General features: G+C 65.7%; 22 protein-coding genes and 1 pseudogene. 12 read left to right on the plus strand and 11 right to left on the minus strand.

What is annotated here, in order from left to right; genetic code table 11:
- Position 1 precedes the first annotated feature (1 nt).
- On the minus strand, positions 2-1,129 hold the full coding sequence (locus tag AU192_RS19675; protein ID WP_064399201.1) for a hypothetical protein: 1,128 nt from the start codon (positions 1,127-1,129) through the stop codon (positions 2-4).
- A gap of 85 nt (positions 1,130-1,214) precedes the next feature.
- On the opposite strand from AU192_RS19675, the gene AU192_RS19680 reads away from it, so the two are divergent.
- The 6 genes and pseudogenes from AU192_RS19680 (at position 1,215) to AU192_RS19700 (ending at position 6,471) form a co-directional block, all read left to right on the plus strand.
- A complete protein-coding gene (locus tag AU192_RS19680) occupies positions 1,215-2,126 on the plus strand; it encodes an IclR family transcriptional regulator (RefSeq protein ID WP_064399202.1) in 912 nt (303 codons plus the stop codon).
- Between the two features lie 171 nt (positions 2,127-2,297).
- Positions 2,298-2,720, plus strand: coding sequence for a hypothetical protein (locus AU192_RS19685; protein ID WP_064399203.1), 423 nt, complete (start codon positions 2,298-2,300; stop codon positions 2,718-2,720).
- 145 nt (positions 2,721-2,865) lie between these two features.
- Positions 2,866-3,270: an AfsR/SARP family transcriptional regulator gene (locus tag AU192_RS19690; protein WP_064399204.1), complete on the plus strand. Its 405-nt coding sequence runs from the start codon at positions 2,866-2,868 to the stop codon at positions 3,268-3,270.
- Between the two features lie 17 nt (positions 3,271-3,287).
- A pseudogene (locus tag AU192_RS26300) lies at positions 3,288-3,548 on the plus strand (BTAD domain-containing putative transcriptional regulator); the annotation flags it as partial.
- A 33-nt stretch (positions 3,549-3,581) separates the two neighbouring features.
- Entirely contained in the window at positions 3,582-5,942 is a 2,361-nt protein-coding gene (locus AU192_RS19695) for a winged helix-turn-helix domain-containing protein (RefSeq protein ID WP_242656981.1), read from the plus strand.
- 124 nt (positions 5,943-6,066) lie between these two features.
- Positions 6,067-6,471 (plus strand): hypothetical protein, encoded by a 405-nt coding sequence (locus AU192_RS19700; RefSeq protein WP_064399206.1) that lies wholly within the window; start codon positions 6,067-6,069, stop codon positions 6,469-6,471.
- 58 nt (positions 6,472-6,529) lie between these two features.
- Here the strand turns inward: AU192_RS19700 and AU192_RS19705 are convergent, their stop codons facing one another.
- Both AU192_RS19705 and AU192_RS19710 read right to left on the minus strand, forming a co-directional pair.
- Complete coding sequence (locus AU192_RS19705; RefSeq protein WP_064399207.1) at positions 6,530-6,940, minus strand: hemophore-related protein; 411 nt, start codon at positions 6,938-6,940, stop codon at positions 6,530-6,532.
- Positions 6,941-7,121: 181 nt separating this feature from the next.
- Positions 7,122-9,200 carry a RecQ family ATP-dependent DNA helicase gene (locus tag AU192_RS19710; RefSeq protein WP_064399208.1) on the minus strand — a complete coding sequence of 693 codons (2,079 nt, stop codon included), beginning with the start codon at positions 9,198-9,200 and terminating at the stop codon, positions 7,122-7,124.
- Positions 9,201-9,306: 106 nt separating this feature from the next.
- Here AU192_RS19710 and AU192_RS25745 point away from each other — a divergent pair, with 106 nt between their 5' ends.
- From AU192_RS25745 to AU192_RS19720, 3 genes are all read left to right on the plus strand, one after another.
- On the plus strand, positions 9,307-9,588 hold the full coding sequence (locus tag AU192_RS25745) for a zinc ribbon domain-containing protein (RefSeq protein ID WP_165593324.1): 282 nt from the start codon (positions 9,307-9,309) through the stop codon (positions 9,586-9,588).
- A 9-nt stretch (positions 9,589-9,597) separates the two neighbouring features.
- Positions 9,598-10,851: a formamidase gene (gene fmdA / locus AU192_RS19715; protein ID WP_064399209.1), complete on the plus strand. Its 1,254-nt coding sequence runs from the start codon at positions 9,598-9,600 to the stop codon at positions 10,849-10,851.
- A gap of 84 nt (positions 10,852-10,935) precedes the next feature.
- Entirely contained in the window at positions 10,936-11,583 is a 648-nt protein-coding gene (locus AU192_RS19720) for a DedA family protein (protein WP_064399210.1), read from the plus strand.
- A gap of 12 nt (positions 11,584-11,595) precedes the next feature.
- Here AU192_RS19720 and dmpG read toward each other — a convergent pair whose 3' ends face one another.
- The 3 genes from dmpG to AU192_RS19735 are packed head-to-tail and all read right to left on the minus strand — an operon-like array spanning position 11,596 to position 14,373.
- On the minus strand, positions 11,596-12,654 hold the full coding sequence (gene dmpG, locus AU192_RS19725; protein WP_064399211.1) for a 4-hydroxy-2-oxovalerate aldolase: 1,059 nt from the start codon (positions 12,652-12,654) through the stop codon (positions 11,596-11,598).
- The gene (locus AU192_RS19730) at positions 12,651-13,580 is read right to left on the minus strand and encodes an acetaldehyde dehydrogenase (acetylating) (protein WP_064399212.1); all 930 of its coding nucleotides are present in this window, start codon (positions 13,578-13,580) and stop codon (positions 12,651-12,653) included. The genes dmpG and AU192_RS19730 overlap by 4 nt, the downstream gene beginning before the upstream one ends.
- Positions 13,581-13,587: 7 nt before the next feature.
- Positions 13,588-14,373 carry a 2-keto-4-pentenoate hydratase gene (locus AU192_RS19735; RefSeq protein ID WP_064399213.1) on the minus strand — a complete coding sequence of 262 codons (786 nt, stop codon included), beginning with the start codon at positions 14,371-14,373 and terminating at the stop codon, positions 13,588-13,590.
- Positions 14,374-14,446: 73 nt separating this feature from the next.
- On the opposite strand from AU192_RS19735, the gene kstD reads away from it, so the two are divergent.
- From kstD to AU192_RS19750, 3 genes are all read left to right on the plus strand, one after another.
- Positions 14,447-16,129: a 3-oxosteroid 1-dehydrogenase gene (kstD, locus tag AU192_RS19740; RefSeq protein ID WP_064399365.1), complete on the plus strand. Its 1,683-nt coding sequence runs from the start codon at positions 14,447-14,449 to the stop codon at positions 16,127-16,129.
- A gap of 3 nt (positions 16,130-16,132) precedes the next feature.
- Positions 16,133-16,993, plus strand: coding sequence for a MaoC/PaaZ C-terminal domain-containing protein (locus tag AU192_RS19745; protein WP_064399214.1), 861 nt, complete (start codon positions 16,133-16,135; stop codon positions 16,991-16,993).
- Positions 16,994-17,287: 294 nt separating this feature from the next.
- Positions 17,288-18,217 (plus strand): MPT63 family protein, encoded by a 930-nt coding sequence (locus tag AU192_RS19750; RefSeq protein WP_064399215.1) that lies wholly within the window; start codon positions 17,288-17,290, stop codon positions 18,215-18,217.
- 34 nt (positions 18,218-18,251) lie between these two features.
- On the opposite strand, the gene AU192_RS19755 is transcribed toward AU192_RS19750, so the two are convergent.
- Genes AU192_RS19755 through fadE29 form a run of 5 tightly spaced genes read right to left on the minus strand, consistent with a single transcriptional unit; the run spans position 18,252 to position 22,710 of the window.
- Positions 18,252-18,956: a hypothetical protein gene (locus AU192_RS19755; protein ID WP_064399216.1), complete on the minus strand. Its 705-nt coding sequence runs from the start codon at positions 18,954-18,956 to the stop codon at positions 18,252-18,254.
- Positions 18,957-18,999: 43 nt separating this feature from the next.
- Positions 19,000-20,166 carry a lipid-transfer protein gene (locus AU192_RS19760; protein WP_064399217.1) on the minus strand — a complete coding sequence of 389 codons (1,167 nt, stop codon included), beginning with the start codon at positions 20,164-20,166 and terminating at the stop codon, positions 19,000-19,002.
- On the minus strand, positions 20,166-20,570 hold the full coding sequence (locus tag AU192_RS19765) for a MaoC family dehydratase (RefSeq protein ID WP_064399218.1): 405 nt from the start codon (positions 20,568-20,570) through the stop codon (positions 20,166-20,168). Before AU192_RS19765 ends, AU192_RS19760 begins: the two co-directional genes overlap by 1 nt.
- Complete coding sequence (locus AU192_RS19770) at positions 20,567-21,550, minus strand: bifunctional MaoC family dehydratase N-terminal/OB-fold nucleic acid binding domain-containing protein (RefSeq protein WP_064399219.1); 984 nt, start codon at positions 21,548-21,550, stop codon at positions 20,567-20,569. The genes AU192_RS19765 and AU192_RS19770 overlap by 4 nt, the downstream gene beginning before the upstream one ends.
- Positions 21,547-22,710, minus strand: a complete 1,164-nt coding sequence (gene fadE29 / locus AU192_RS19775; protein WP_064399220.1) for an acyl-CoA dehydrogenase FadE29 — start codon at positions 22,708-22,710, stop codon at positions 21,547-21,549. Before fadE29 ends, AU192_RS19770 begins: the two co-directional genes overlap by 4 nt.
- Position 22,711 lies beyond the last annotated feature (1 nt).

Here is a 22,711-nt window from a genome sequence, read left to right on the forward strand (position 1 = left end):
GTCAGCCCACCATCCTGTTCTGAATCTGCTGTTGACGCAACGCGATCCTGGTACGCCAGTCGTCGTCGGAGATCTTGTTGCTGTCGTAGTACGGCAGCGCGTCGGCGACCCTGTCGACGTCGAGGACCTCGACCGTCGGACCGTCCGCCTCGGTCAGCGCACGTGACAGGCGCTGCCAGCGGAACTGCAGATACCCCCGGCGGTGGCCGAGCGTCTCGCACCAGTTGGTGACGCCGGGGTTGGCGTCGGATACGACGATGCGAATCTTGTCGTCCGGATCGGCTTGTGCCTGAGTGCCGTTCAGCGATGTCTGGTGGTTGATGTAGTCGAGCGAGATGTACCACAGGCTGCCGAGCTGGAACCCGAGATACGGTGCGTCGCTGACCGGCAGTGTGATGACCATGGCCTGATCCGGCGCCAGGTCGAAGTGACCGACCGACGAGTACTGCGTGGCCAGGCCGCCCGGTGTGAGCCGGGGCGCCACCATCGTGTTGACCGGCAGGTTGTTGTAGAACCAGTGCGGAAACTGCAGCCAGGTCTTGACCCGCTGGACCAGTTGCTTGCCTGCAACGGCGTAGCGCTTCTCGATGGTCGCCTTGGTCAGCGGTGGCGGGGCGGTTCCGGCGGTGTCGGTGCGCGCGATGCTGACGTAGCCGCGCTGTGCTGACCAGTCGTTGTAGACCTCGCGGATGACCAACTGCGACGGACTGGTGGGGGTGACGCGCCATTCGAACGTCCCGTCCTCGGCGATGTCGAGTTCGCGGTCGTCGAAGGCGGCTTGGCTGGGCGGAACGTTGTCGTCGGTGTACTCGCCGCCGAGCAGCTGGAAGGCAAGGTCGGTCGTGGTGCCCCGCTTACCCGTGACGACGTATTCGTGACCGGCCTGCACCCGGGTGCCGAAGTACAGCGCGTCGGGATTGTCGAGGCCCATCTTGGTGAACGGCCCCGTCCCGGACTGCATGAACGGATGGTCGCGGTCGTAGTCGAACGCCAGGTGAGTGCAGGCGGCTACACACCCGGCCAGGTACTGCAGACCTTCGAGTAAGTCGGCTTCGGATTCGATGAACGGCGCGGTGGACACGAGGTGCTCGGCTTCGGCGATCGCATCGATCAGCGGCTGTGAGTACACACTGCGAAACTAGAACGCGTTCTAAGGCTAGTCAATATACCGACCGCTATGGTCCAAATATGGAACGGAAAGTAGCCTAGCCCGCGTGAGCTCAGCCGAAATCCCCGGTCGCGCGTCGCCGCCCACCGAGCGCGTGGTGCGCGTCCTCGACTTCATGGCCGGTCATCCCGACCAGCGGTTCGGTGTCTCAGAGTTGGCTCGGCGCACCGGCTTGAGCAAGCCGACCTGCCTCGGGCTGGTCAGTACGCTCGCCGACGCCGGATATCTGGTGCGCGACCCGAGGGACAAGACCTACAGGTTGGGCCCGTCCCTCATCACGCTCGGGCATCGGGCCCAAGAGGCGTTGCGCGTCAGCCCCGCCGCTCGCGAGGAACTGCGTCGGCTGTCGTCGCGCTTCGGCGTCACGGCAGCCCTGTCGGCGGTGGTCGACGACCGCATCACGGTGCTCGACCTCGTATCCCCGTCGGGCGTCAGTGCCGGCGTCGAGGTCGGCCAGAGCTATCCGTTCGCACCCCCGGTCGGCTTGATGTTCGTGCTCTGGGACGAGGAGGCGCAGCGCGACTGGTTGGCGAAAGAGCCCACAGTGTCGTTGCGAACCGACACCGAACGGTTGAACCGGGTGATCGCCGAATGCCGCACGGACGGTTACCTGGTCGAACGGCTGACGCCCGGCGGACGCCGACTGTATTCGTTGATGGCGGGGATGTCGGCACAGTTGCCTGACGAGTTGCGCGCGCTGCTCGGTGAACTGGTCTCCGATATCGGCGAACGGGTTTACCTGCGCAACGAGAACGACACTGGCCGCAAACGCCATGACATCAGCGTGATCTCGGCACCGGTGTACGACCACTACCAGCGACAGATCATGGTGGTCTCGGTCCACATCGGAAAGGCATTGACCGACAACGAGATCACCGAACGAGCGCGAGCATCGGTGGCGACGGCCGACGCGGTGACCGGCCAGCTGGGCGGGGTCAAGCGTCGCGACATCACTTAGCTCAGCAAACTTAGAATCTTTTGCGATGCGTTTTTCCCGAGCCGTTCAGGGGTAGTCCGAATCGCGTCAGGGGGTCTTCGAGCCGCACCGCCGACGATCGGACGGGGCGGCGTGAACAACAAGTCGATGTGACGCCGCACCGACGGCGCCACCACGAACAAGGAGTTCAACGTGGAGATCAAGAAGTTTGCCGCCACCACCGCAATGGCGGGTGCGCTGGGCTTATCGGCATTCGCACTGGGTAGCGGGCTCGCGCAGGCAGACCCGGGGCCGAAAATCCCCGGTCCGCCGAATCCGCCCGGGCCGGTCATCTCGAATTGGGCGCCGGGCGACCCGCCCGGGCACAACCCGTTCGGCCCGCCCGGACAGGTGAAGAAGGACCCGACGATAGGCGTGCTTCCGAACCCGTTCTATGGCGTTCCGCCGGGACACTGGGATGACCCGGCACGTCTCAACATCCCCGACGTCTGGCTGCCGCCGGTCGAACTGAGGCCGGACTTTCCGGATCTTGAGCCGCTGAAGGTCGAGTGGAACGCCGAGGCGAACGCATTCGGCGTCTTCCTCGAGAACGGCGTTTTCATCGCTTACCGGTAACGCCACAGGCTCCACACAGCAGCCGCCCTGTCCTACGGCAGGGCGGCTGTTCCACCTTCGGAGTCGTTGAGGCACACCGCGTAACTGGGACCCGTGATGCGCCGACCGGCTACGCTGACCTGGTGAAACTCGGTGGAGCTTCGCCGTGACGGCGACGCCGGTGTTCGGGGTTCTAGGCCCGCTCACTGTCAGTCCGGTTGGCGGTCAACCGGTCGATCTGGGCGGCCCCAAGCAGCGGGAACTGCTTGCGATGTTGTTGCTCCATCCCGGCCGCTGCCTGCCTGCGGACCGTATAGCCGACGCCATCTGGTGTGGCGCACCGCCGGCGAGTGCGAACGGCACGCTGCGGGCTCACGTGTCGCGGCTTCGATCGCACCTGGCGGCGGCGGGAGTCCACGATGTGCTGGTCACCCAGAAGACCGGCTATGGACTCTTTGTGAGCCGCGACCAGGTCGACAGCGTCCGGTTCGAAGACATGCTGGCCCGAGGACACGAAGCTTTGCGAGCCGGTGACGCTGAACGCGCCGCAAAAATTTGCGCGAAGCGCTGAGCCTGTGGCGCGGAGACGTGCTCGAGGACTTGGGACAGCCGGAGTTCGCCGCTGCGGAGACGGCGCGGCTGGCCGAGCTTCGACTTATGGCACTGGGTGACCGGATCGACGCGGATCTCGAGATGGGCCGACACCAGTCACTCATCGCCGAACTCGAGAATCTGGCTGCAAAGCACCCGTTTCGGGAGCAGCTGCACGCTCAGCTCATGTTGGCGTTGTACCGGTCGGGTCGGCAGGCCGATGCGCTCAGCGTCGGCGCAGGATTGCGTCGCCGGCTCCGCGCTGAGCTCGGTGTCGATCCAGGCCCTGACGTGCGCGGCCTGGAAGCAGCTATCCTCCAACAGGATCCATCGCTTCAGCTGGTCGACCGCGACCGGTATCCGGTCACCGTGGCGACCAAGTATCAACCGCCGACGTCATCGCGTCAGCTTGTCTCACGTGCCCGCCTGATCGAGAAGTTGCGCGGTGGTGACGCGCGTCGATTGGTCGTGATCCACGGCCCGGCGGGCTTCGGTAAGACGACGCTGGCCGCGCAGTGGCACGCTGTTCTCGCCGCCGAGGGCACGACCGTCGCATGGCTCACGATCGACGAGGACGACAACAACACCGTCTGGTTCGTCACCGACCTCATCGAGGCGGTGCGCACGGTGCGGCCCACGCTGGCCCGTCAACTGCGGCAGACGCTGGAAGAGCGCGGTCCGGCGGTGCTTCGTTCCGTACTGTCCTCCTTGATCAACGAGATCGAGAGCACTGGTGCACCCGTCGTCGTGGTGATCGACGACTGGCATCGCATCACCGACGCAGATACTGTCGCAGCACTTGCGTACCTACTCGACTACGGCGGTCGGCACCTGCGACTGATCATCACGAGCCGGGTTCGGTCGCATCTGCCCGTCAGCCGTATGCGAGCGCGCGATGAGCTCACTGAAATAGATTCGCAGGACATGCGATTCGACGTCTCGGAGTCGCGCGCCTTCCTGTTGGAAACGTGCGGTCTGGATTTGGACGACACGCACGTCGCAAGCTTGGAACAAACGACCGACGGTTGGGTCGTCGGCCTGCAACTCGCATCGCTGTCATTGCGAGATTGCGACGACCCCGGCAAGGTGATCAACCGAATGTCTGGGCGTCATCAGGCAATCGGTGAATACCTGACTGAGAACGTGCTCGACGCACTCGAACCCGAACTGCTCGATTTCCTCATGGTCACGTCGGTGACGGAGCGGATCAGTAGCGAGCTGGCCTCGACACTTACCGGCAGAGTGCACGGGCAGGCGCTCCTCGAGGAGGTCGAGAGCCGCGACTTGTTCCTGCGTCGTTTAGACCCCGATGGGGAATGGTTTCGTTACCACCAACTGTTCGCCGAGCATCTGCATCGCCGACTCGAGCGCGATCATCCCGAGCGCGTTGCGCCCCTACAAGCCAAGGCGTCTCGCTGGTTTGCAGAGCGCGGAATGTTGAGGGAGGCCGTTGATCACGCGATCGCGGCCGATGAGGCCGAGCGGGCAGTCGAACTGATCGAACTCTTCGGGGTGGACCTGATTCGTCAGGCCAAGGTGTCGACCTTCCGCGGACTGGTGTCCAAGTTGCCGCCGCACGTCGTCGCGCATCGCCCTCGGTTGCATCTTGCGGTCGGCTGGGCCAGCGCGATGCTGCAGCAACCTGTAGCGGCTCGCGCCGCGCTAGATGCCTTTGAGTCCACCGTATTGGGGGACGCTCTGCCGGATACTGATATTCGCGGCTGGCGACTGGAAGCGAACGTGCTGCGCGCGATGCTCGATAGTTGGGCCGATCGCACCGCCGGGGTAGAAGAACTGGTGGCCGAGTGCCTTTCAAGTCCTGAAACGACACCGCCGTTTCTCGTCAGCGTTGCGGCGAACGTCGCCGCGTTCGCCGCGCTCTGGCGGTTCGATTTCGACGCTGCTCGCGGGTGGCAGCAGTGGGCCGCGCCATACCAGGACGACGACAATCCGTTCAGCAGGATCTACGAGCTTTGCCTGGCGGGTATGGCCGCGCGCGAACAGCTCGACGACGCCGCCGCCGAGCGGTGTCTTCGCGAGGCGCTGCAGCTGGCCGAAAGCTACGGGGGGATCAGGCATTCGGATGCGGCGCTACTCGCCGGCGCACTTCTCGGCGAATTGTTGTTCGAGCGCGGCGATATCGACGAGGCCGGACGACTGCTGGATGAATGCTACGAGTTCGGGTCATCAGGCGGCACAGTCGAGTTCCTGATCCTGCGGCATGTCGTGAGCGCGCGCGTCAGGGCCGCGCGCGGCGACCTCGACACCGCAGCGGCGCGCTTGAATGAGGGAGTAAGCGTCGCGACGACGCTGAAGCTGCCGCGGTTGCGCGCGCACGCCGACAACGAAATCACGCGGCTGGGGCTGCCGATCGTCGACCGACCAGGGCGAGACGACCACGGCGACGCTCTGCCCGACGGGGGGCTGGGTGAGGCCACCGCCCAGATTCGCGACGAAACCCTCATCCGCGCGTTGTTCGTCGACCAGCCAGACCTCGCCTGTCAACGCGCCCAGCAGTGGGTGGAACGGCTGGCGCCGCAAGGTCGTCCGCGCGCTCTGCGTCAGGCTAGAACCCTATTGGCAGAGGCAATGGCCGCGGCGAACAGAACCGAAGAACCCGGGCAGATTCTCGCAGCTCACGACCCAGCTTGAACCGCCCACAACCGCGCTGCAACGCAACTGCAACACCGGTTCGCGACGGTGGCTCTGTCATCTCATCACTGCATTCGCGGGGGAATCAGCCGATGAGCAAGTGATCGACTGAAGGAGAACCAAGATGAAGAAGTATTCGTTGTGGGTGTTCGGCCCCGCTGTGATCGCCGTGGCGATCGGGGCGCTCGTCCCGCCCGCGGTGTCCCAGGCCAAGGATGAGTGGGACATCGGTGCGTTCGACACGTGCATGGATGCAGCTGCGGACAGGTACATGGCGGACAAGACCACATCCGCGGAACATTTCGAAGAGCAGAGGTTCTGTTGTGAGATGAGCGGCGGAGTATGGAGCGGCGGTCTATGTGGAGCGCCGCCTGCGACCGCACAGAGTGCTCCGCAAGCCCCATGGGAGGCGGGCCGGGCTCCCCGACCGGGAACGGCAGATCCCGGCCAGAACGCCGAACGCACGGGCGACGGCACATACGAGGTGGTGCCGATCGGTCCCGGCGGGCCCGTGCTCTTCAATCCGTAGCGACCCCGAAGACACTTGTGGCGCCGGCGCAGGGCCGGCGCCACAAGGTCGTTACGGTTTACGCATCAGTCAACGCGGCCGAGATCGGCGTCGGTGTCACCTCGACACCACACTGGCTCGAGATCTGGGCGACCGGCTGGTTGATGGCCTTCAGCTCGGACTCGACCTGCGGGTTCTGCGCGAAGTAGGCGCGGAAGTCCTGCGTGGCCTGATCCTGAGGCTTCGTGGCGATCTCCGTCAACGCCTCGTTGGCCTCGGGGTTCGAGGCGAGGTAGGTGCTCGTCGATGCCGACACCGTGCTCGAGGTGTTGGCAATCGCGCTCACGCTGCAGGTGTTGTCCTGCGTCGGCGCCGGAGCCGGCTGCGCATTGGCAACCGGTGCCACGATCGCGGCGGAACCGAAAGCAAGCAGGCCGCCGGCGAACATTCCGTACAGGCCGCGTCGAACGGTCGTTGCGGACAGGTTCATCGAATCACTCCTTTGGTCTGCGACACGGTGGCCGCTCCGTAATGCGTAACCGGCCCGGGGGGCGGACTAAACAGCGCCAGTACAGACGGCGTTTTCGGGTGTCAGGAAGTCCCAGCGCTCTATCGGGTTGATCGCACGCAGCTGGTGCGTGGGATCAACCGGTTAAGCGCTCGTGGTGGCCCTAGCCGATGCTGGCCAGCGCAAACGGCAGGACGGCCGGCGCACCAGCAGCTCGGAGTAGCCGCGAGGCCATAGTGAGCGTCCACCCCGTGTCGGTGATGTCATCAACAAGCAGCACTGGACCGTCGAGCCGAGGCAGCTCCGGTGTTTCCCACGCACCGTTCAGCGCGGCGACCCGATACGCCGAGTTCGCCGCGGTCACCGGTCTGCGCCCGGGCGCGTATTGCATCACACCCAGATCCGTGAGCCGGCCCAGCCGGGACAATTCACGGGCCAGCGAGGTGATCAGCAGCGGATGCGTGTTCGAGTCCAGCGCCATCAGCGCGGCCGGGCGGTTCGCCCAGTCCCATGCGGCCAGCACCTGCACGGCGGCCTGCACCACGTCGTCGGACACCTCCGCATCCGGTTCGTCGAGCAGCCGCCGCAGGCGGGCGCCCCAACCGAGATCGGTCAGCCGTCCGATCGCGCGGCCGGGTTCCGGACCGTCGGTGATCTTGCCCTTGAGGTCCAACCCGAGAACGCCCAGACCCGATGGCCACTGCTTGCGTGGCGTCAGCTCGACCCCGGGCCGCATGAGCCTCGCTCGCGTGTCCTCCACGGTCACGGCGTCGACAGCAGCGTCGTAGCGCGAACCCGCGCAGTTGTCGCAGCGACCGCACCGCTCACCTTCTACGAGTTCGGGGTCGTCGAGCTGAGCGCGCAGGAAGGCCATCCGGCAGCGGTCGGTCGCTTGATAGTCGAGCATCGCCTGCTGCTCGCGTCTGCGCGCCTCGTCGAGCTTGCGGTAACGAGCCTCGTCGTACACCCAGTCCTGACCCGTGCCGATCCAGCCGCCCTTCACCCGCCGCACCGCACCGTCGACGTCGAGCACCTTCAGCACCATCTCCAACCGCGTCCGGTTGAGGTCGACCATCGGCTCCAACGCAGCCGTCGACTGCGGACGGTCTGGGTCCAGAACACGAATCACATTGCGCACCATCGCTTCCGACGGAAACGCCACCGACGAAAAGTACCGCCAGACATCCTGATCCTCGCGGCCCGGCAACAGGATCACCTCCGCGCTGGCCGTCGACCGGCCGGCGCGGCCGACCTGCTGGTAGTACGCGATCGGCGAGGACGGTGCACCGAGGTGCACGACGAATCCGAGGTCGGGTTTGTCGAATCCCATGCCGAGCGCCGACGTCGCGATCAGCGCCTTGACCCGGTTGGCCAGCAGGTCGGCCTCGAGCTGTTCACGTTCGGCGGCTTCGGTCGAACCGGTGTACGCCGCCACCGGATGCCCCTGTTCGCGCAGCAGCGTCGCGATGTCGTGCGCCTGGGCGACGGTCAACGTGTACACGATGCCCGACCCGGGCAGCGAATCAATATGTGCGGCAAGCCAAGCCGCGCGTTGTGCGGGATTGCCGGCTCTGACCACTGAGAGCCGCAATGATTCGCGGTCCAGTCCGCCCCTCAACACCAACGTGTCGCCGCCGCCGACACCCAACTGCGCCGCGACATCGTCGACCACCCGGTTATTGGCGGTGGCGGTGGTCGCCAGCACCGGGATATCGGCGCCGAGTTCGGCGATCAGGGTGCGGATCCGGCGGTAGTCGGGCCGGAAGTCGTGGCCCCAATCAGACACACAGTGCGCCTCGTCGACGACCACCAAACCGGCGTCGTGCGCCAGTGCGGGCAGCACGGAGTCGCGAAAGTCGGGATTGTTCAACCGCTCTGGGCTGACGAGCAGCACGTCGAGTTCTCCCGCCCGCACCCGCTCATGGATCTCAGCCCACTCGGCGACATTGCTCGAGTTGATGGTCGCGGCATGGACACCAGCCCGCTCGGCGGCGGCGACCTGGTTGCGCATCAGCGCCAGCAGCGGCGACACGATCACCGTCGGCCCGTGTCCTTCGGCGCGCAGCAGCTTGGCCGCGATGAAGTAGACCGCCGACTTTCCCCACCCCGTGCGCTGCACGACCAACGCACGGCGGCGGTGTACGACCAGCGCCTCGATGGCGGACCACTGGTCGTCGCGCAATCTCGCTGTCGGCCCGGCCAGCTGCTCGAGTATCGCCTGAGCCTGTTCGCGGGTCGCCATGGCCCCATCGTGCCCGTCGACTCCGACGGCCGAGCAGGGTTACCTCGGAAGCGGCGGGGTATGCGGCTGACGTGCCCCCGCAATCTCGAGCTGTACGGAGCTGATCATGGTGCTCTACCGGTTTCGATGCGAATCCGGCTGCGGAATAACCGAGCAGGCGTTCTCCATGCACGGCTGCCCGGACGTCGTCGACTGCCCGCGGTGCGCGGGGCGCGCGCTGAAGATGATGTCGATGCCACACGTGGGCCGCTCCGACATCGCGATGAAACTCCAGGATGCGACCCGCGCCAGCGCTGATCGTCCCGGGGTCGTCACCGCACCACCGCCCACGGCTCGTCGCCGACCAACGACCACCAACCCGCTGCACCGCAAACTCCCAAGACCGTGAAGGAATCCCATGCCCGAACTCATCTTTCCGCTCGACTCCACGAAGGCGTTCCCCGACCAGCAGATAGTCGGACACAACCGCTGGCATCCCGACATCCCCGCGGCGGTCACGGTCAAGCCGGGCGACTCGTTCCGGGTGCACTGCCGGGAGTGGTTCGACGGCGACATCCACAACGACGACTCAGCCGACGACATCCTCAACGCTCCGATGTCCAAGGTGCACGCGCTGTCGGGACCGATCGCCGTCGAAGGCGTCCGCCCCGGCGATCTGCTCATCGTGGACATCCTCGACGTCGGCCCCCTGCCCCAGGAGGATTCCGGTCCGCTGGCCGGCCAGGGCTGGGGGTACACCGGAATCTTCGCCAAGAGCAACGGCGGTAGCTTCCTGGTCGACCAGTTCCCGGACGCCTACAAGGCGGTCTGGGACTTCTCCGGAGAAAAGGCGACCTCGCGGCATGTGCCCGGGGTCGAGTTCACCGGTATCACCCACCCCGGCCTGATGGGTACCGCGCCGTCGACCGAGCTGCTCAACAATTGGAATTCTCGTGAGGCCGCGCTGATCGCGACCGACCCGGATCGCGAACCGCCGTTGGCGCTGCCGCCCGAGCCCGCCGACGCCATCCTCGGCACTCTCACCGGCGATGCGTTCGACAAGGTCGCGTCCGAGGGGGCTCGCACCGCGCCGCCCCGCGAGAACGGCGGCAACATGGACATCAAGAATCTGACCAGGGGCAGCCGGGTCTTCTATCCGGTGTTCGTCGACGGGGCCAACCTGTCGGTCGGTGATCTGCACTTCTCCCAAGGCGACGGCGAGATCACCTTCTGCGGTGGCATCGAGATGGGCGGTTTCATCGACCTGCACGTCGACGTGATCTCCGGCGGGATGGAGACCTACGGAGTCAGCGAGCATCCGATCTTCATCCCGGGCAACACCCAACCGCAGTATTCGGAATGGCTGACGTTCTCGGGCACCTCGGTCACCCTCGACGGCGAGCAGCGGTATCTGGATTCGCAGCTCGCCTACCAACGGGCCTGCCTGCACGCGATCAACTACCTGACGAAGTTCGGCTACAGCCCCGAGCAGGCGTACCTGTTGCTCGGTGCAGCTCCCATCGAAGGCCGGTTCTCGGGCGTCGTGGATATCCCGAATTCCTGTGCGACGGTGTATCTCCCGACGGCGATCTTCGACATTCCGATCGCCCCGACCGCGGGCAAGCCGACGAAGATCGATCCCGGAATCGGCGCCCCGCGCGCTGCGGCGTAGGAGTCGCCGAACGTGGGTTACCCGCACGCCAAATCGCGGTCAGACGTGCGGGTAACCCACGTTCGCGCCAATGGGGACGGCTCCGTGACCGTCGATGCCACCGTGCTCGCGAGCACATCGCCAGACATCGGAGGTGTGGCGGGATGGGCGGTCTCGTTGATGGACCGGCTCGGCGGCGTGGGTGCAGGCGCGGCGATCGCCGCGGAGAACATCTTCCCTCCCCTGCCGAGCGAGATCATCTTGCCGCTCGCGGGCTTAACGGCCGCCCGCGGCGAGATGTCGCTGTGGGAAGCCATCGTCTGGACGACGGTGGGCTCCGTGGTGGGTGCGATGGTGCTGTATGTGGTGGGTGCCCGCCTCGGACGTGACCGGGTGCACCGATTGGTCGAGCGGCTTCCGTTCTTCTCCGCCGACGATCTCGCGAAAAGCGAGGCATGGTTTCGTCGCTACGGATCCGTGGCGGTGTTGGTCGGTCGGATGATCCCCGTCGTCCGCAGCCTCGTCTCGGTTCCCGCCGGGATGTACTGCATGCCCTTCGTCCGTTTCGTCGCGCTGACGGCCGCGGGCAGCGCCGTATGGAACAGCCTGCTGGTGGTGGCCGGCTTCAAGTTGGGTGACAACTGGGAAACCGTGTCCACCTGGACATCGCGTTACCAGTACGGGGTCCTGGCCGTAGCCGCCGTCCTGATCGCGGCGTGGCTGGTAAGAAAGCGGCGTAGCCGAGCCGGTTAAGTCAAGCCGTCGCTAACCGGTCTTGGCGCTGTCCTGTTCGCGTTTGATCTCCAGCGCGATGTCGATCAGCTGGTCCTCCTGGCCGCCGATCAGCTTGCGCTGGCCCGCACGGTGCAGCAGCTGGTGGGCGGGAACCCCGTAGCGCTCGGACTGGCGGATCGCGTGCTTGAGGAAGCTCGAGTACACACCGGAATAGCCCATGATCAGCGCGTTGCGGTCCAACAGGCACTCGGCTGGCATCGCGGGTGCGACGACCTCCTCGGCCGCGTCGGCGATGTCGAAGAAATCGATGCCGGTCTTGACGCCGATCTTGTCGAACACCCCGATCAACGCCTCGACCGGAGCGTTGCCCGCACCCGCGCCGAACCGGCGGCACGAACCGTCGATCTGCTTGGCGCCCGCACGCACGGCCTCGATCGAGTTCGCGACACCGAGGCCTAAGTTCTCGTGGCCATGAAAACCGACTTGCGCATCGTCGCCCAACTCCGCCACGAGCGCCGCGACCCGGTCCCGGACGCCTTCGAGCACCAACGCGCCCGCCGAGTCGACGACGTACACGCACTGACAGCCGGCGTCGGCCATGATGCGCGCTTGTTTGGCGAGCTTCTCCGGCGGAATCGTGTGGCTCATCATTAGGAAGCCCACGGTCTCCAGGCCGAGTTCACGGGCCAGCCCGAAGTGCTGGATCGACACGTCGGCCTCGGTGCAGTGGGTGGCGATCCGACAGATCGAGCCGCCGTTGTCCTGCGCCTCCCTGATGTCCTCCTTGGTGCCGACACCCGGCAGCATCAGGAACGCGATCTTCGACTCTTTGGCCGTTTCGGCGGCCAGCTTGATCAGTTCCTGCTCAGGCGTCTTGGAGAAGCCGTAGTTGAAGCTCGACCCGCCGAGACCGTCGCCGTGGGTGACCTCGATGACCGGCACGCCGGCGGCATCCAGGGCGGCGACGATCGCACCCACCTCGTCTTTGGTGAACTGATGCCGTTTGTGGTGGCTGCCGTCGCGCAGCGACGTGTCCGTCATCCGGACGTCCCAGATGGGATTGAAGTAGATGCTGTCGGTGCCGCTCATGCTTGGCCTCCTGCACTGCTCGTGGCCATGGACTCCTTGGCGATCTCCTCGCCCACCTTCGTGGCCGCGGCGGTCATGATGTCCAGGTTTCCAGCGTAAGGCGGTAGGTAGTCTCCCGCACCCTCCACTTCGATGAACGTGGTGACGACGTGGTTACCACCGTTGACCACCGACGGTTCGTCGTACTGCGGGTCGTTGAGCAACCGGTATCCCGGTACGTAAGTCTGTACCTCGGCGACGACATCGCGGATCGACTGGGTGATGGCGTCGTGGTCCGCGTACTCGGGGATCGCACAGAAGATGGTGTCGCGCATGATCATCGGCGGCTCGGCGGGGTTGAGGATGATGATCGCCTTGCCTCGCTTGGCACCACCAATCACCTCGACACCCTTGCTGGTGGTCTTGGTGAACTCGTCGATGTTGGCGCGGGTGCCCGGACCGGCCGACGCCGACGACACCGACGCCACGATCTCGGCGTAGGGCGCACCGCCCTCATCGGCCAGCGCGCGAGAAACCGCGTACACGATCGGGATGGTGGCCTGCCCGCCGCAGGTGACCATGTTGACGTTGGGCGCATCGAGGTGCTCGTGAAGGTTGGCCGGCGGAATCACGCCCGGTCCGATCGCCGCGGGTGTCAGGTCGATCGCGCGGATCCCCGCTTCGGCGTACTTCGGGGCGGCGTCGCGGTGCACGTAGGCGCTGGTGGCCTCGAAGACCATGTCTGGCTTTTCGCTCTGCGCCAGCAGCCAGTCCACACCCTCGTGCGAGGTCTCCAGCCCGAGTTTGCGGGCGCGTGCCAGGCCCTCGCTCTCCGGGTCGATGCCGATCATCCAGCGCGGTTCCAGCCACTCCGAACGCAGCAGTTTGTACAGCAGATCGGTGCTGATGTTGCCCGACCCGACGATCGCGACGCTTGCTTTAGGCATGACGCTCCTATTCGAAACTCAGATGGACCGAGCCGAGCCCGGCGAAGTCTGCGACGTAATCGGCGCCGGGGGTGGCGTCGAACGCCTTGGTGCACGAGCCGGGTAACACGATGTCACCGGCCTTGAGGCGGACACCGAAGCTGTCGACCTTGCGCGCCAGCCACGCCACCGCGGTCACCGGGTTGCCCAGCACCGCGTCGCTGCGGCCCTTGGCCACCACCTCGCCGTTGCGCGTGAGCACGGCGTCGATCGCGGTGATATCGATGTCCTTCGGCGACACCCGGTTCTCGCCGAGCACCCAGCCCGCCGAGGACGCGTTGTCGGCGATGGTGTCGCAGAGTTTGATCTTCCAGTCCGTGATGCGGGTGTCGATCAACTCGATGGCGGGCGCGAACGCGGCCGTCGCCGCCAGCACGTCGTCCTCGGTGCAGCCCTCACCGGGCAGGTCGTCGGCCAGGATGAATCCAACCTCCACCTCGACGCGGGGATAGAGGTAGTCGGCCGACTTGACGGGCGTGTCCTCGTGCACGGCCATCTCGTCGAGCAGATGCCCGTAGTCGGGTTCATCGACGTTCATCATCTGCTGCATGGCCTTCGACGACAGGCCGACCTTGTGGCCGATGACCTTGGCGCCCTCGGCGACGCGCTGGCGGATGTTGATCAGCTGGATCTCGTACGCATCAACGACGTCGATGTCCGGATGGGCGTCGGTCAACGGCGGGACGGGGACCTTGCTGCGCTCGGCCTGTGCGAGATCGGCGGCCAGCTTCTGCCGCACCTGATCACTGAGCATCCTTATGAAGTCCCCTTGTTCTGTTGACCGGCGCGGTTGTGGGTCGGCCGGGCAATTCTATAACGTGTTCTACATGACTGGTCAGGAGTACGACGTCGTCGTGGTGGGGAGCGGCGCTGCCGGCATGGTCGCCGCGCTCACCGCAGCCCACCAGGGACTTTCCACAGTAGTCGTCGAGAAGGCTCCGCACTACGGTGGTTCCACTGCGCGGTCAGGTGGTGGCGTCTGGATCCCGAACAACGAGGTGCTCAAGCGCGACGGCGTCAAGGACACCCCCGACGCCGCCCGCACATACCTGCACCACATCATCGGCGACGTCGTGCCCGCCGAGAAAATAGACACCTATCTCGATCGCGGCCCGGAGATGCTGTCCTTCGTGCTCAAGCACTCACCGCTCAAGCTGTGCTGGGTGCCGGGCTACTCCGACTACTACCCCGAAACCCCGGGCGGCAAGCCGACGGGCCGTTCCGTCGAACCGAAGCCTTTCGACGCCAAGAAGCTGGGTCCAGACCTTCCGGGGCTGGAACCGCCCTACGGCAAGGTTCCGTTGAACGTGGTTGTCATGCAGCAGGATTACGTCCGGCTCAACCAGCTCAAGCGGCACCCGCGCGGTGTGCTGCGCAGCCTCAAGGTCGGCGCGCGCACGATGTGGGCCAAGGCCACCGGCAAGAACCTGGTCGGGATGGGCCGCGCGTTGATTGCGCCCCTGCGCATCGGCCTACGCGAAGCCGGTGTGCCGGTTCGGCTGAACACCGCGCTGACCGACCTCTATGTCGAGGACGGGGTCGTGCGGGGCATCTATGTACGCGATGCCAGCGCACCGGAGTCCAGTGAGCCCGAACTGATCCGAGCCCGCCGCGGCGTCATCCTCGGCTCGGGCGGCTTCGAACACAACGAGCAGATGCGGGTCAAGTATCAGCGTGCCCCGATCACCACCGAGTGGACGGTCGGCGCCAAGGCCAACACCGGCGACGGCATCATCGCCGCCGAGAAGTTGGGCGCTGCACTCGATGTCATGGAGGACGCCTGGTGGGGGCCGACGGTGCCGCTGGTCGGGGCCCCGTGGTTCGCGCTGTCGGAACGCAACTCGCCGGGTTCGATCATCGTCAACATGGCGGGCAAACGGTTCATGAACGAGTCGATGCCCTACGTCGAGGCGTGCCACCACATGTACGGCGGACAGTACGGCCAGGGTCCGGGGCCCGGCGAGAACATCCCGGCTTGGCTGGTGTTCGACCAGCAGTACCGCGACCGTTATATCTTCGCCGGTTTGCAACCGGGACAGCGGATTCCGAAGAAGTGGCTGGAGTCGGGCGTGATCGTCACGGCGGACACGCTCGAGGAACTGGCCGAGAAGACCGGCCTGCCGGTGGACGCGTTCAAGGCCACGGTCGAGCGTTTCAACGGCTTCGCGCGCTCGGGCGTGGACGAGGACTTCAGGCGCGGCGAAAGCGCTTACGACCGGTATTACGGCGATCCGACCAACAAGCCCAATCCCAACCTCGGCGAGATCACGCATCCGCCGTACTACGCGGCCAAGATGGTGCCCGGCGACCTTGGCACCAAGGGCGGCGTGGTGACCGACGTGCAGGGCCGTGCTCTGCGCGATGACGGCTCGGTGATCGAGGGGCTCTATGCTGCGGGCAATGTCAGCGCTCCGGTGATGGGCCACACCTACCCGGGCCCGGGTGGGACCATCGGCCCGGCGATGACGTTCGGATACCTCGCAGCGCTACACATCGCCGGAAAGGCTTGACGCATGCCCATCAATCTCGACGAGGCGCTCGGCGCCGAGCTTCCTGCCGCCGAGTTTTCCTGGACCAGCAGCGACATTCAGCTCTACCACCTCGGGCTCGGCGCAGGTGCCGATCCGATGGACAAGCGCGAGCTGCGCTACCTGACCGACGAAACGCCGCAGGTGCTACCGACGTTCGGCAATGTGGCGCAGAGCTTCCACATGACCGAGCCGCCGACGGTGCAGTTTCCCGGTATCGACATCGAGCTTGCCAAGGTGCTGCACGCCAGCGAGGCGGTGTCGGTTCCCGGTCCTATTCCGCCGTCCGGCACCGGGATCGCTGTCACGCGCTTCACCGACATCTGGGACAAGGGCAAGGCCGCGGTCATCTGGTCGGAGACCACGGTGACGGCACCCGACGGCACGCTGCTGTGGACCCAGAAGCGCTCGATTTTCGCGCGCGGCGAAGGCGGCTTCGGCGGCGACCGGGGACCGTCGGGGTCTTCGGAGCCTCCGCAGCGCGCACCGGACTTCGAGATCGCGATCTCCACCTCGCCCCAGCAGGCGCTGCTGTACCGAATGTGCGGGGATCGCAACCCGTTGCACTCCGACCCCGACTTCGCGGCCGCGGCGGGATTTCCGCGCCCGATCCTGCACGGGTTGTGCACGTACGGCATGACGTGCAAGGCGATGGTCGACACCCTGCTCGACGGCGACACCGGGCGGGTGGGCAGCTATGGTGCGCGGTTCGCCGGTGTGGTGTTCCCCGGCGAGACGCTCAAGGCCAGCGTGTGGAAGGAAGGCGACGGCTTCGTCGCCACGGTGACCGCACCTGAGCGCGACGATGCGGTGGCTCTCGCCGGTGTGGAGCTGACTCCGGCCTAGCGCGACGCTTTCAATCGCCGCGTGGTGCAGTGCACTTTGCACCATGGTGGACTTAATTTCTCACGGTCGAATCCACCACGCGTCGGCGATGAAATAGCGTGTTTGCCGCTTGGATTGGATGTTGCTCAAACACAACGCCAAACGCCTTACGTACACGAAAGTTCGATTGCTGTCGGCGATTAGTTCGGGTCGTATTACGAACTGCTTCAACCGATCCGGATTACCCAAACAATTCGCGGCCTGATAGTTTTCTGCGTTGACCATCCCAATTGTCGGACGAGTCAGGAGCACATCATGAAGATCAGCAAGATCAGCAGCATGTTGGCAGCAACCGCGACGGCGGGATTCATCGCGGCACCTTTTGCAGCCGCCGAGCCCGAGGCCACGCCGCCGGCCGGGCCGACCGTTCAGACCCAGACACTCGGAACCCAGGGCAAGTTGGTCGACGGGGCCGTCATCCAGGGCTGGACGATCACCAACCTCCAGCCCAGCAGCGACGTCATCCCCTTCCCGGTGACCGGCACGCTGTGGGAGGCAACGGCGACAGACCAGGCGATCCAGGGATCGGTGACGCCGATCGTGGCAAATCTGGTTGCCCGGGCCGCTGACGGCCAGACGTACCGCTCGCTGTTCGAAGTGGCCACACCGCAGGGCGTGAACCCCTCGACGTTGGCTCAGGGACAGGAGACCTCCGGCAAGGTCTACTTCGACGTCACCGGCGCAACGCCCGACAGCGTGGTCTACAACGCCGGCGGACAGGATCTGTTGGTGTGGACCAAGCCGGCCACAAGCTCGAGCGCGAGCACGTCCTCGCCGTCGACCTCGTACGGCACCGGCAGCAGCGCACCCGCGGAGGCACCGGCGACCGAGGCTCCGGAGGGCACCACCGCCGCACCGGAGGGCACCACCGCCGCACCGGCCGCGACGGGCGCGGAGGCACCCGAGGGCAGCCAGGGCACCCCGATCGCCGAGGGCAGCCAGGGCACTCCGATCGCACCGGCTGAGGGCGCTCCCGCACAACCCGCGGAGAGCACCCCGGCACAACCCGCGCAGAGCGTCCCCGCCCAACCCGCGGAGGGCACCCCGGCACAACCCGCGCAGGGCACCCCGGCTCCGGCCGGCACCGAGGGAATTCCGCAGCCCGCAGGAAGCCAGGGCACCCCGCTGCCCGCGGGTGACCAGGTGCAGACCCCGACCACCTACACCCCGGTCCCGACTCCGTAAGCGGATCGCCTAACCGGTCATACGGTCAGCGTCGTCACGAGTGCGATGACCACCACGCGTACAGCCGTGGAAAGGTCGGGCCATCCGGCCCCGCTCGGACGGCGCTGACCGTCTTTCTCTCCTCGTCGGTCCAGACCACGGTGGGTTGACCGTCCACGAGGCCGCAGTAGAGCTGTCCGCTGACGCTGTCCGGCGTGGCGTTGCGCCGCCACGGTCCCGGCGACTGGATATTGCCCGGGCAATCAACCCTGTTGGCGGCCGAGATCGTCTCGGTGAAGACCCTTTCGAGTGACAGACTGTCGCCGACGAGGCTGAATGTCGCCGACACAGGGCCGTCGGGATCGTCGTTCTGGGCGCATTTCACCTGCGACAGAACACCTTCGGGCGCCTGCGTCGGTTCACACGCGCCGGCGCGGTAGCCCTTCGGCAGCAGCCGCAGCAGCCGCGCATCGTCCTCGGACGTGGTTGTCGGCTGTGGCCCGCTGGTCACCGTGAGTTCCTCGGGTGCGGCGGGTTGGGCGTTGTCCTCAGAGGGCCGTGTCAACCAGAAGAGCAGCCCGGCGAGCGCGGCGGCACCCGCCACGGCGGCACCGAGAGCCACGGTCTTTGCGCTGGACCGTCGCTGCACCTGGCGCGGAGACACCGTCAGCGGCTCGTCGAACCGGCGGCCCCAATTGCCCTGACCGGCAGAGAAATCCGGATCAGGGTCGTCCGACTGAGGCGTCCTCGGCGAGTTCACACCTCAGAGGGTAATAGGCGGAGCGACCCCAGCCGCACGGCGATCAGCCCAGGATCAGCCCTGATGTCGGTACACCGGTACCCGCGGTGACGAGGACATGCTCGACATTCGGAACCGGATTGACCGACGTCCCCCGCAGCTGGCGAACGCCCTCGGCGATCCCGTTCATACCGTGGATGTACGCCTCGCCCAGCTGACCGCCGTGGGTGTTGATCGGAAGCCGCCCGCCGACCTCGATCGCCCCGTCCTTGATGAAGTCTTTGGCGTCGCCCTTGTCGCAGAATCCGAGCTCTTCCAACTGGATCAGGGTGAACGGGGTGAAGTGGTCGTAGAGGATCGCGGTCTGGATGTCCTGCGGTTTGAGCCCCGACTGCGACCACAACTGCCTGCCGACGAGACCCATTTCGGGCAGTCCCAGCTCCGGTCGGTAGTAGCTCGTCATCGAGTACTGGTCCGGGCTGGAACCCTGCGAGGCCGCCTCGATGAGCGCCGGGCGGTGTTTGAGGTCCTTGGCCCGGCCGGCGGACGTCACGACCAACGCGACGCCGCCGTCGGTTTCCTGGCAGCAGTCGAGAAGCCGCAGGGGTTCGGCGATCCACCGCGAATTCTGGTGATCTTCGATGGTGATCGGCTTCTCGTAGAAGTACGCCTTGGGGTTCTTTGCGGCGTGTTTGCGGTCCGCGACCGAGATCATGCCGAAGTCTCTGCTGGTCGCACCGGATTGGTGCATATAGCGCCTGGCGATCATCGCGACCTGCGCGGCGGGGGTCGACAAGCCGTGCGGATAGGAAAAGGAGTTGTCGACGCCGGTCGAGTCGGCGTTCTCGACCAAGCGCATCTGCACCTGGCCGAACCGGACGCCGGATCTCTCGTTGAACGCCCGGTATGCCACAACGCAATCCGCGACACCGGTTGCCACCGCGATCGCCGCCTGCTGGATGGTCGCGCACGCAGCGCCACCTCCGTGATGGATCTTGGAGAAGAACTTCAACTCGCCGATGCCCGTCGCCCGCGCGATCGCGACCTCGGTGTTGGAGTCCATCGTGAAGGTGACCATGCCGTCGACGTCGGCAGGTGTCAGGCCCGCATCGTCGAGCGCATCCAGCACCGCTTCGGACGCGAGCCGAAGTTCGCTGCGTCCGGAGTCTTTCGAGAAGTCGGTGGCGCCGATGCCGACGATCGCCGCCTTCCCCGACAGTCCACTCGACATCAGGCGTTCCCTCCGATAACGAGTGTGGCGGTGGCGATCACGTGGTCGCCCAGGCTGTTGGCGCCGACGATCTTCAGCGTGATCAGGCCGTCGTCGATGGAAGTCACCTCACCGGAGAACGTCACCGTGTCGTAGGCGTACCACGGCACGCCCAGCCGAAGCGAGATGGATTTGATGACCGCGGTCGGGCCCGCCCAGTCGGTGATGTAGCGCTGCACGAGGCCGGTGTCGGTGAGGATGTTGACGAAGATGTCCTTGCTGCCCTTGGCCTGTGCCTTGTCCCTGTCGTGATGGACATCCTGATAGTCACGGGTGGCGATGGCCGTCGACACGATGAATGTCGGGTCGCCGTACAGGGCGAGTTCGGGAAGCTTCGTCCCTACTTCGACTGCGGGTGCGCTCACGCTGTGCCCTCCTCAACTACGGCGCCCTCCTCGTCAGGCTCCCACGCGTACAGCGTCCACGCCGGACCGGAGTCACCTTCGGGGAAGTCGATATACGTTGCGCGAACCGGCATTCCGATCTCCACGGTGGCCGGGTCGACGTTTCGGAGCTGCCCGAGCATCCGAACACCTTCCTCGAGCTCGACGAGGGCGATGACGAACGGCAACGTGCGACCGGGCACCTTCGGCGCGTGGTGCACGACGAAACTGAACACCGTGCCCTTACCGCTGGCGACGACGTAGTCGGTCGGCAGGTCTTTGTCCTGCCAGATCGCGGGTATCGGAGGATGCACAAGCGTGCCGTCGTCGCGCTTCTGGATGCGCAACTCGTGGGCATTGACGCCGTCCCAGAAGAACTTGGTGTCGCGGGACGAGGCCGGCCGCATCATCATGTCCGCGTCCAGATCGTCGGGCACCGGCGCGCCCGCGTCTTTCTCGGCGGGCTTGAATTTCATGATGCGCCACACCATTTCGGCGACGCCCTCGTCGCCCACCTGCCAGGTGATGAGTTGGTTGATGAAGAATCCCTCACCCAACGCAGTCCGCTTCGGACCCACGACGTCTGTGATCTCAGCGTGGATGCTGACCTCTTCGCCCGGGCGCAGATACCGGCGGTATGTCTGTTCGCAATTGGTGGCGACCACGCCAACGTAGCCGGCATCGTCGAAGAGTTGCATCATCTTGGTCAGCGGATCATCGTCCGAGCGGCCCTGACCGAGCCCGCCCATCGTCCACACCTGGATCATCGCCGGCGGCGCCACGATGCCGGGGTGGCCCGCGGCCTTGGCCGCTGCCTCGTCGGTGTAGATGGGGTTCCGGTCACCGATGGCGTCGACCCAATGGTGGATCATTGGCTGATTGACCGGATCTCGGCCGGTGCGCGGCTCGCTCTTGCCGTCCGCCTTGATCTTCTCGATGTCCGCCCTCAGGTCGACGCTCACCGCGGAACCCTCGGCACCTTCAAGCCTGCGGCCGCGATCATCTCCCGCATCACCTCGTTGACACCTCCACCGAACGTGATCACCAGGTTCCGTTTTGTCTGCGAGTCAAGCCATTCCAGCAGTTCGGCGGTCTCCGGCTCGGCGGGGTTACCGTACTTGCCGACGATCTCCTCGGCCAGGCGCCCGGCGTACTGGATCCGCTCGGTGCCGAACACCTTGGTGGCTGCGGCGTCGGCGACATCGATGGTCTCCCCCGCCGCGGCGACCTGCCAGTTGAGCAGTTCGTTGATACGCCACATCGCCTTGAGCTCGCCGAGTGAGCGCTTGACATCGTCGTGATTGATCGGAATGTCGCCGTTGCCACCGGGTTTCGACGCCCACGCGTGCACATGGTCATACAGGCTGGCGAATCGGCCGGCGGGTCCCAGCATCACGCGCTCGTTGTTCAGCTGGGTGGTGATCAGCTTCCACCCGGCGTTCTCCTCCCCGACGAGCATGTCGGCCGGCACCCGAACGTCGTTGTAGTACGTCGCGTTGGTGTGGTGGGCGCCGTCGGACAGGATCATCGGCGTCCACGAGTATCCGGGGTCCTTGGTGTCGACGATGAGGATCGATATCCCCTTGTGCTTCACCGCTTCCGGGTCGGTGCGACACGCCAGCCAGATGTAGTCGGCGTCGTGCCCGCCGGTGGTGAATACCTTCTGCCCGTTGACGATGTACTCGTCGTCCTGGCGCACGGCCGTGGTGCGCAGCGAGGCCAGGTCGGTGCCCGCTTCGGGCTCGGTGTAGCCGATCGCGAAGTGAACCTCGCCCGCGAGGATCGCTGGCAGGAACTTCTTCTTCTGCTCTTCGGTGCCGTACTGCTGCAGCGTGGGCCCGACGGTCTGCAGGGTGACGGCCGGCAGCGGTACGTCGGCCCGCTGCGCCTCGTTGACGAAGATCGACTGTTCGATGGGCCCAAAACCCAAGCCGCCGAATTCCTTCGGCCAGCCGACGCCGAGCTTGCCGTCTGAGCCCATCCGTTTGATGACCGTGCGGTACGCCTTGCCGTGGCGATCTTTCTCCATCTCCTTGGCCTCTTCCGGAGAGATGAGACTGGAGAAGTACTCGCGTAGTTCGGCCTGCAGCTGCTTCTGTTCGGGCGTCAGTTCGATGAACATT

Origin of the sequence: Mycobacterium lehmannii (assembly GCF_001499925.1) — a bacterium.
In the GTDB taxonomy this organism is placed as follows: Bacteria; Actinomycetota; Actinomycetes; order Mycobacteriales; family Mycobacteriaceae; genus Mycobacterium; species Mycobacterium lehmannii.

What these genes read in the sequence shown, in the direction of transcription:
- kstD (WP_064399365.1), top strand. Translation starts at nt 14,447, where the DNA reads ATGACTGGTCAGGAGTACGACGTCGTCGTGGTGGGGAGCGGCGCTGCC.
- AU192_RS19710 (WP_064399208.1), bottom strand. Translation starts at nt 9,200, where the DNA reads ATGGCGACCCGCGAACAGGCTCAGGCGATACTCGAGCAGCTGGCCGGG.
- fmdA (WP_064399209.1), top strand. Translation starts at nt 9,598, where the DNA reads ATGCCCGAACTCATCTTTCCGCTCGACTCCACGAAGGCGTTCCCCGAC.
- AU192_RS19700 (WP_064399206.1), top strand. Translation starts at nt 6,067, where the DNA reads ATGAAGAAGTATTCGTTGTGGGTGTTCGGCCCCGCTGTGATCGCCGTG.
- AU192_RS19760 (WP_064399217.1), bottom strand. Translation starts at nt 20,166, where the DNA reads ATGTCGAGTGGACTGTCGGGGAAGGCGGCGATCGTCGGCATCGGCGCC.
- AU192_RS19750 (WP_064399215.1), top strand. Translation starts at nt 17,288, where the DNA reads ATGAAGATCAGCAAGATCAGCAGCATGTTGGCAGCAACCGCGACGGCG.
- AU192_RS19735 (WP_064399213.1), bottom strand. Translation starts at nt 14,373, where the DNA reads ATGCTCAGTGATCAGGTGCGGCAGAAGCTGGCCGCCGATCTCGCACAG.
- AU192_RS19745 (WP_064399214.1), top strand. Translation starts at nt 16,133, where the DNA reads ATGCCCATCAATCTCGACGAGGCGCTCGGCGCCGAGCTTCCTGCCGCC.
- fadE29 (WP_064399220.1), bottom strand. Translation starts at nt 22,710, where the DNA reads ATGTTCATCGAACTGACGCCCGAACAGAAGCAGCTGCAGGCCGAACTA.
- AU192_RS19730 (WP_064399212.1), bottom strand. Translation starts at nt 13,580, where the DNA reads ATGCCTAAAGCAAGCGTCGCGATCGTCGGGTCGGGCAACATCAGCACC.
- AU192_RS25745 (WP_165593324.1), top strand. Translation starts at nt 9,307, where the DNA reads ATGGTGCTCTACCGGTTTCGATGCGAATCCGGCTGCGGAATAACCGAG.
- AU192_RS19705 (WP_064399207.1), bottom strand. Translation starts at nt 6,940, where the DNA reads ATGAACCTGTCCGCAACGACCGTTCGACGCGGCCTGTACGGAATGTTC.
- dmpG (WP_064399211.1), bottom strand. Translation starts at nt 12,654, where the DNA reads ATGAGCGGCACCGACAGCATCTACTTCAATCCCATCTGGGACGTCCGG.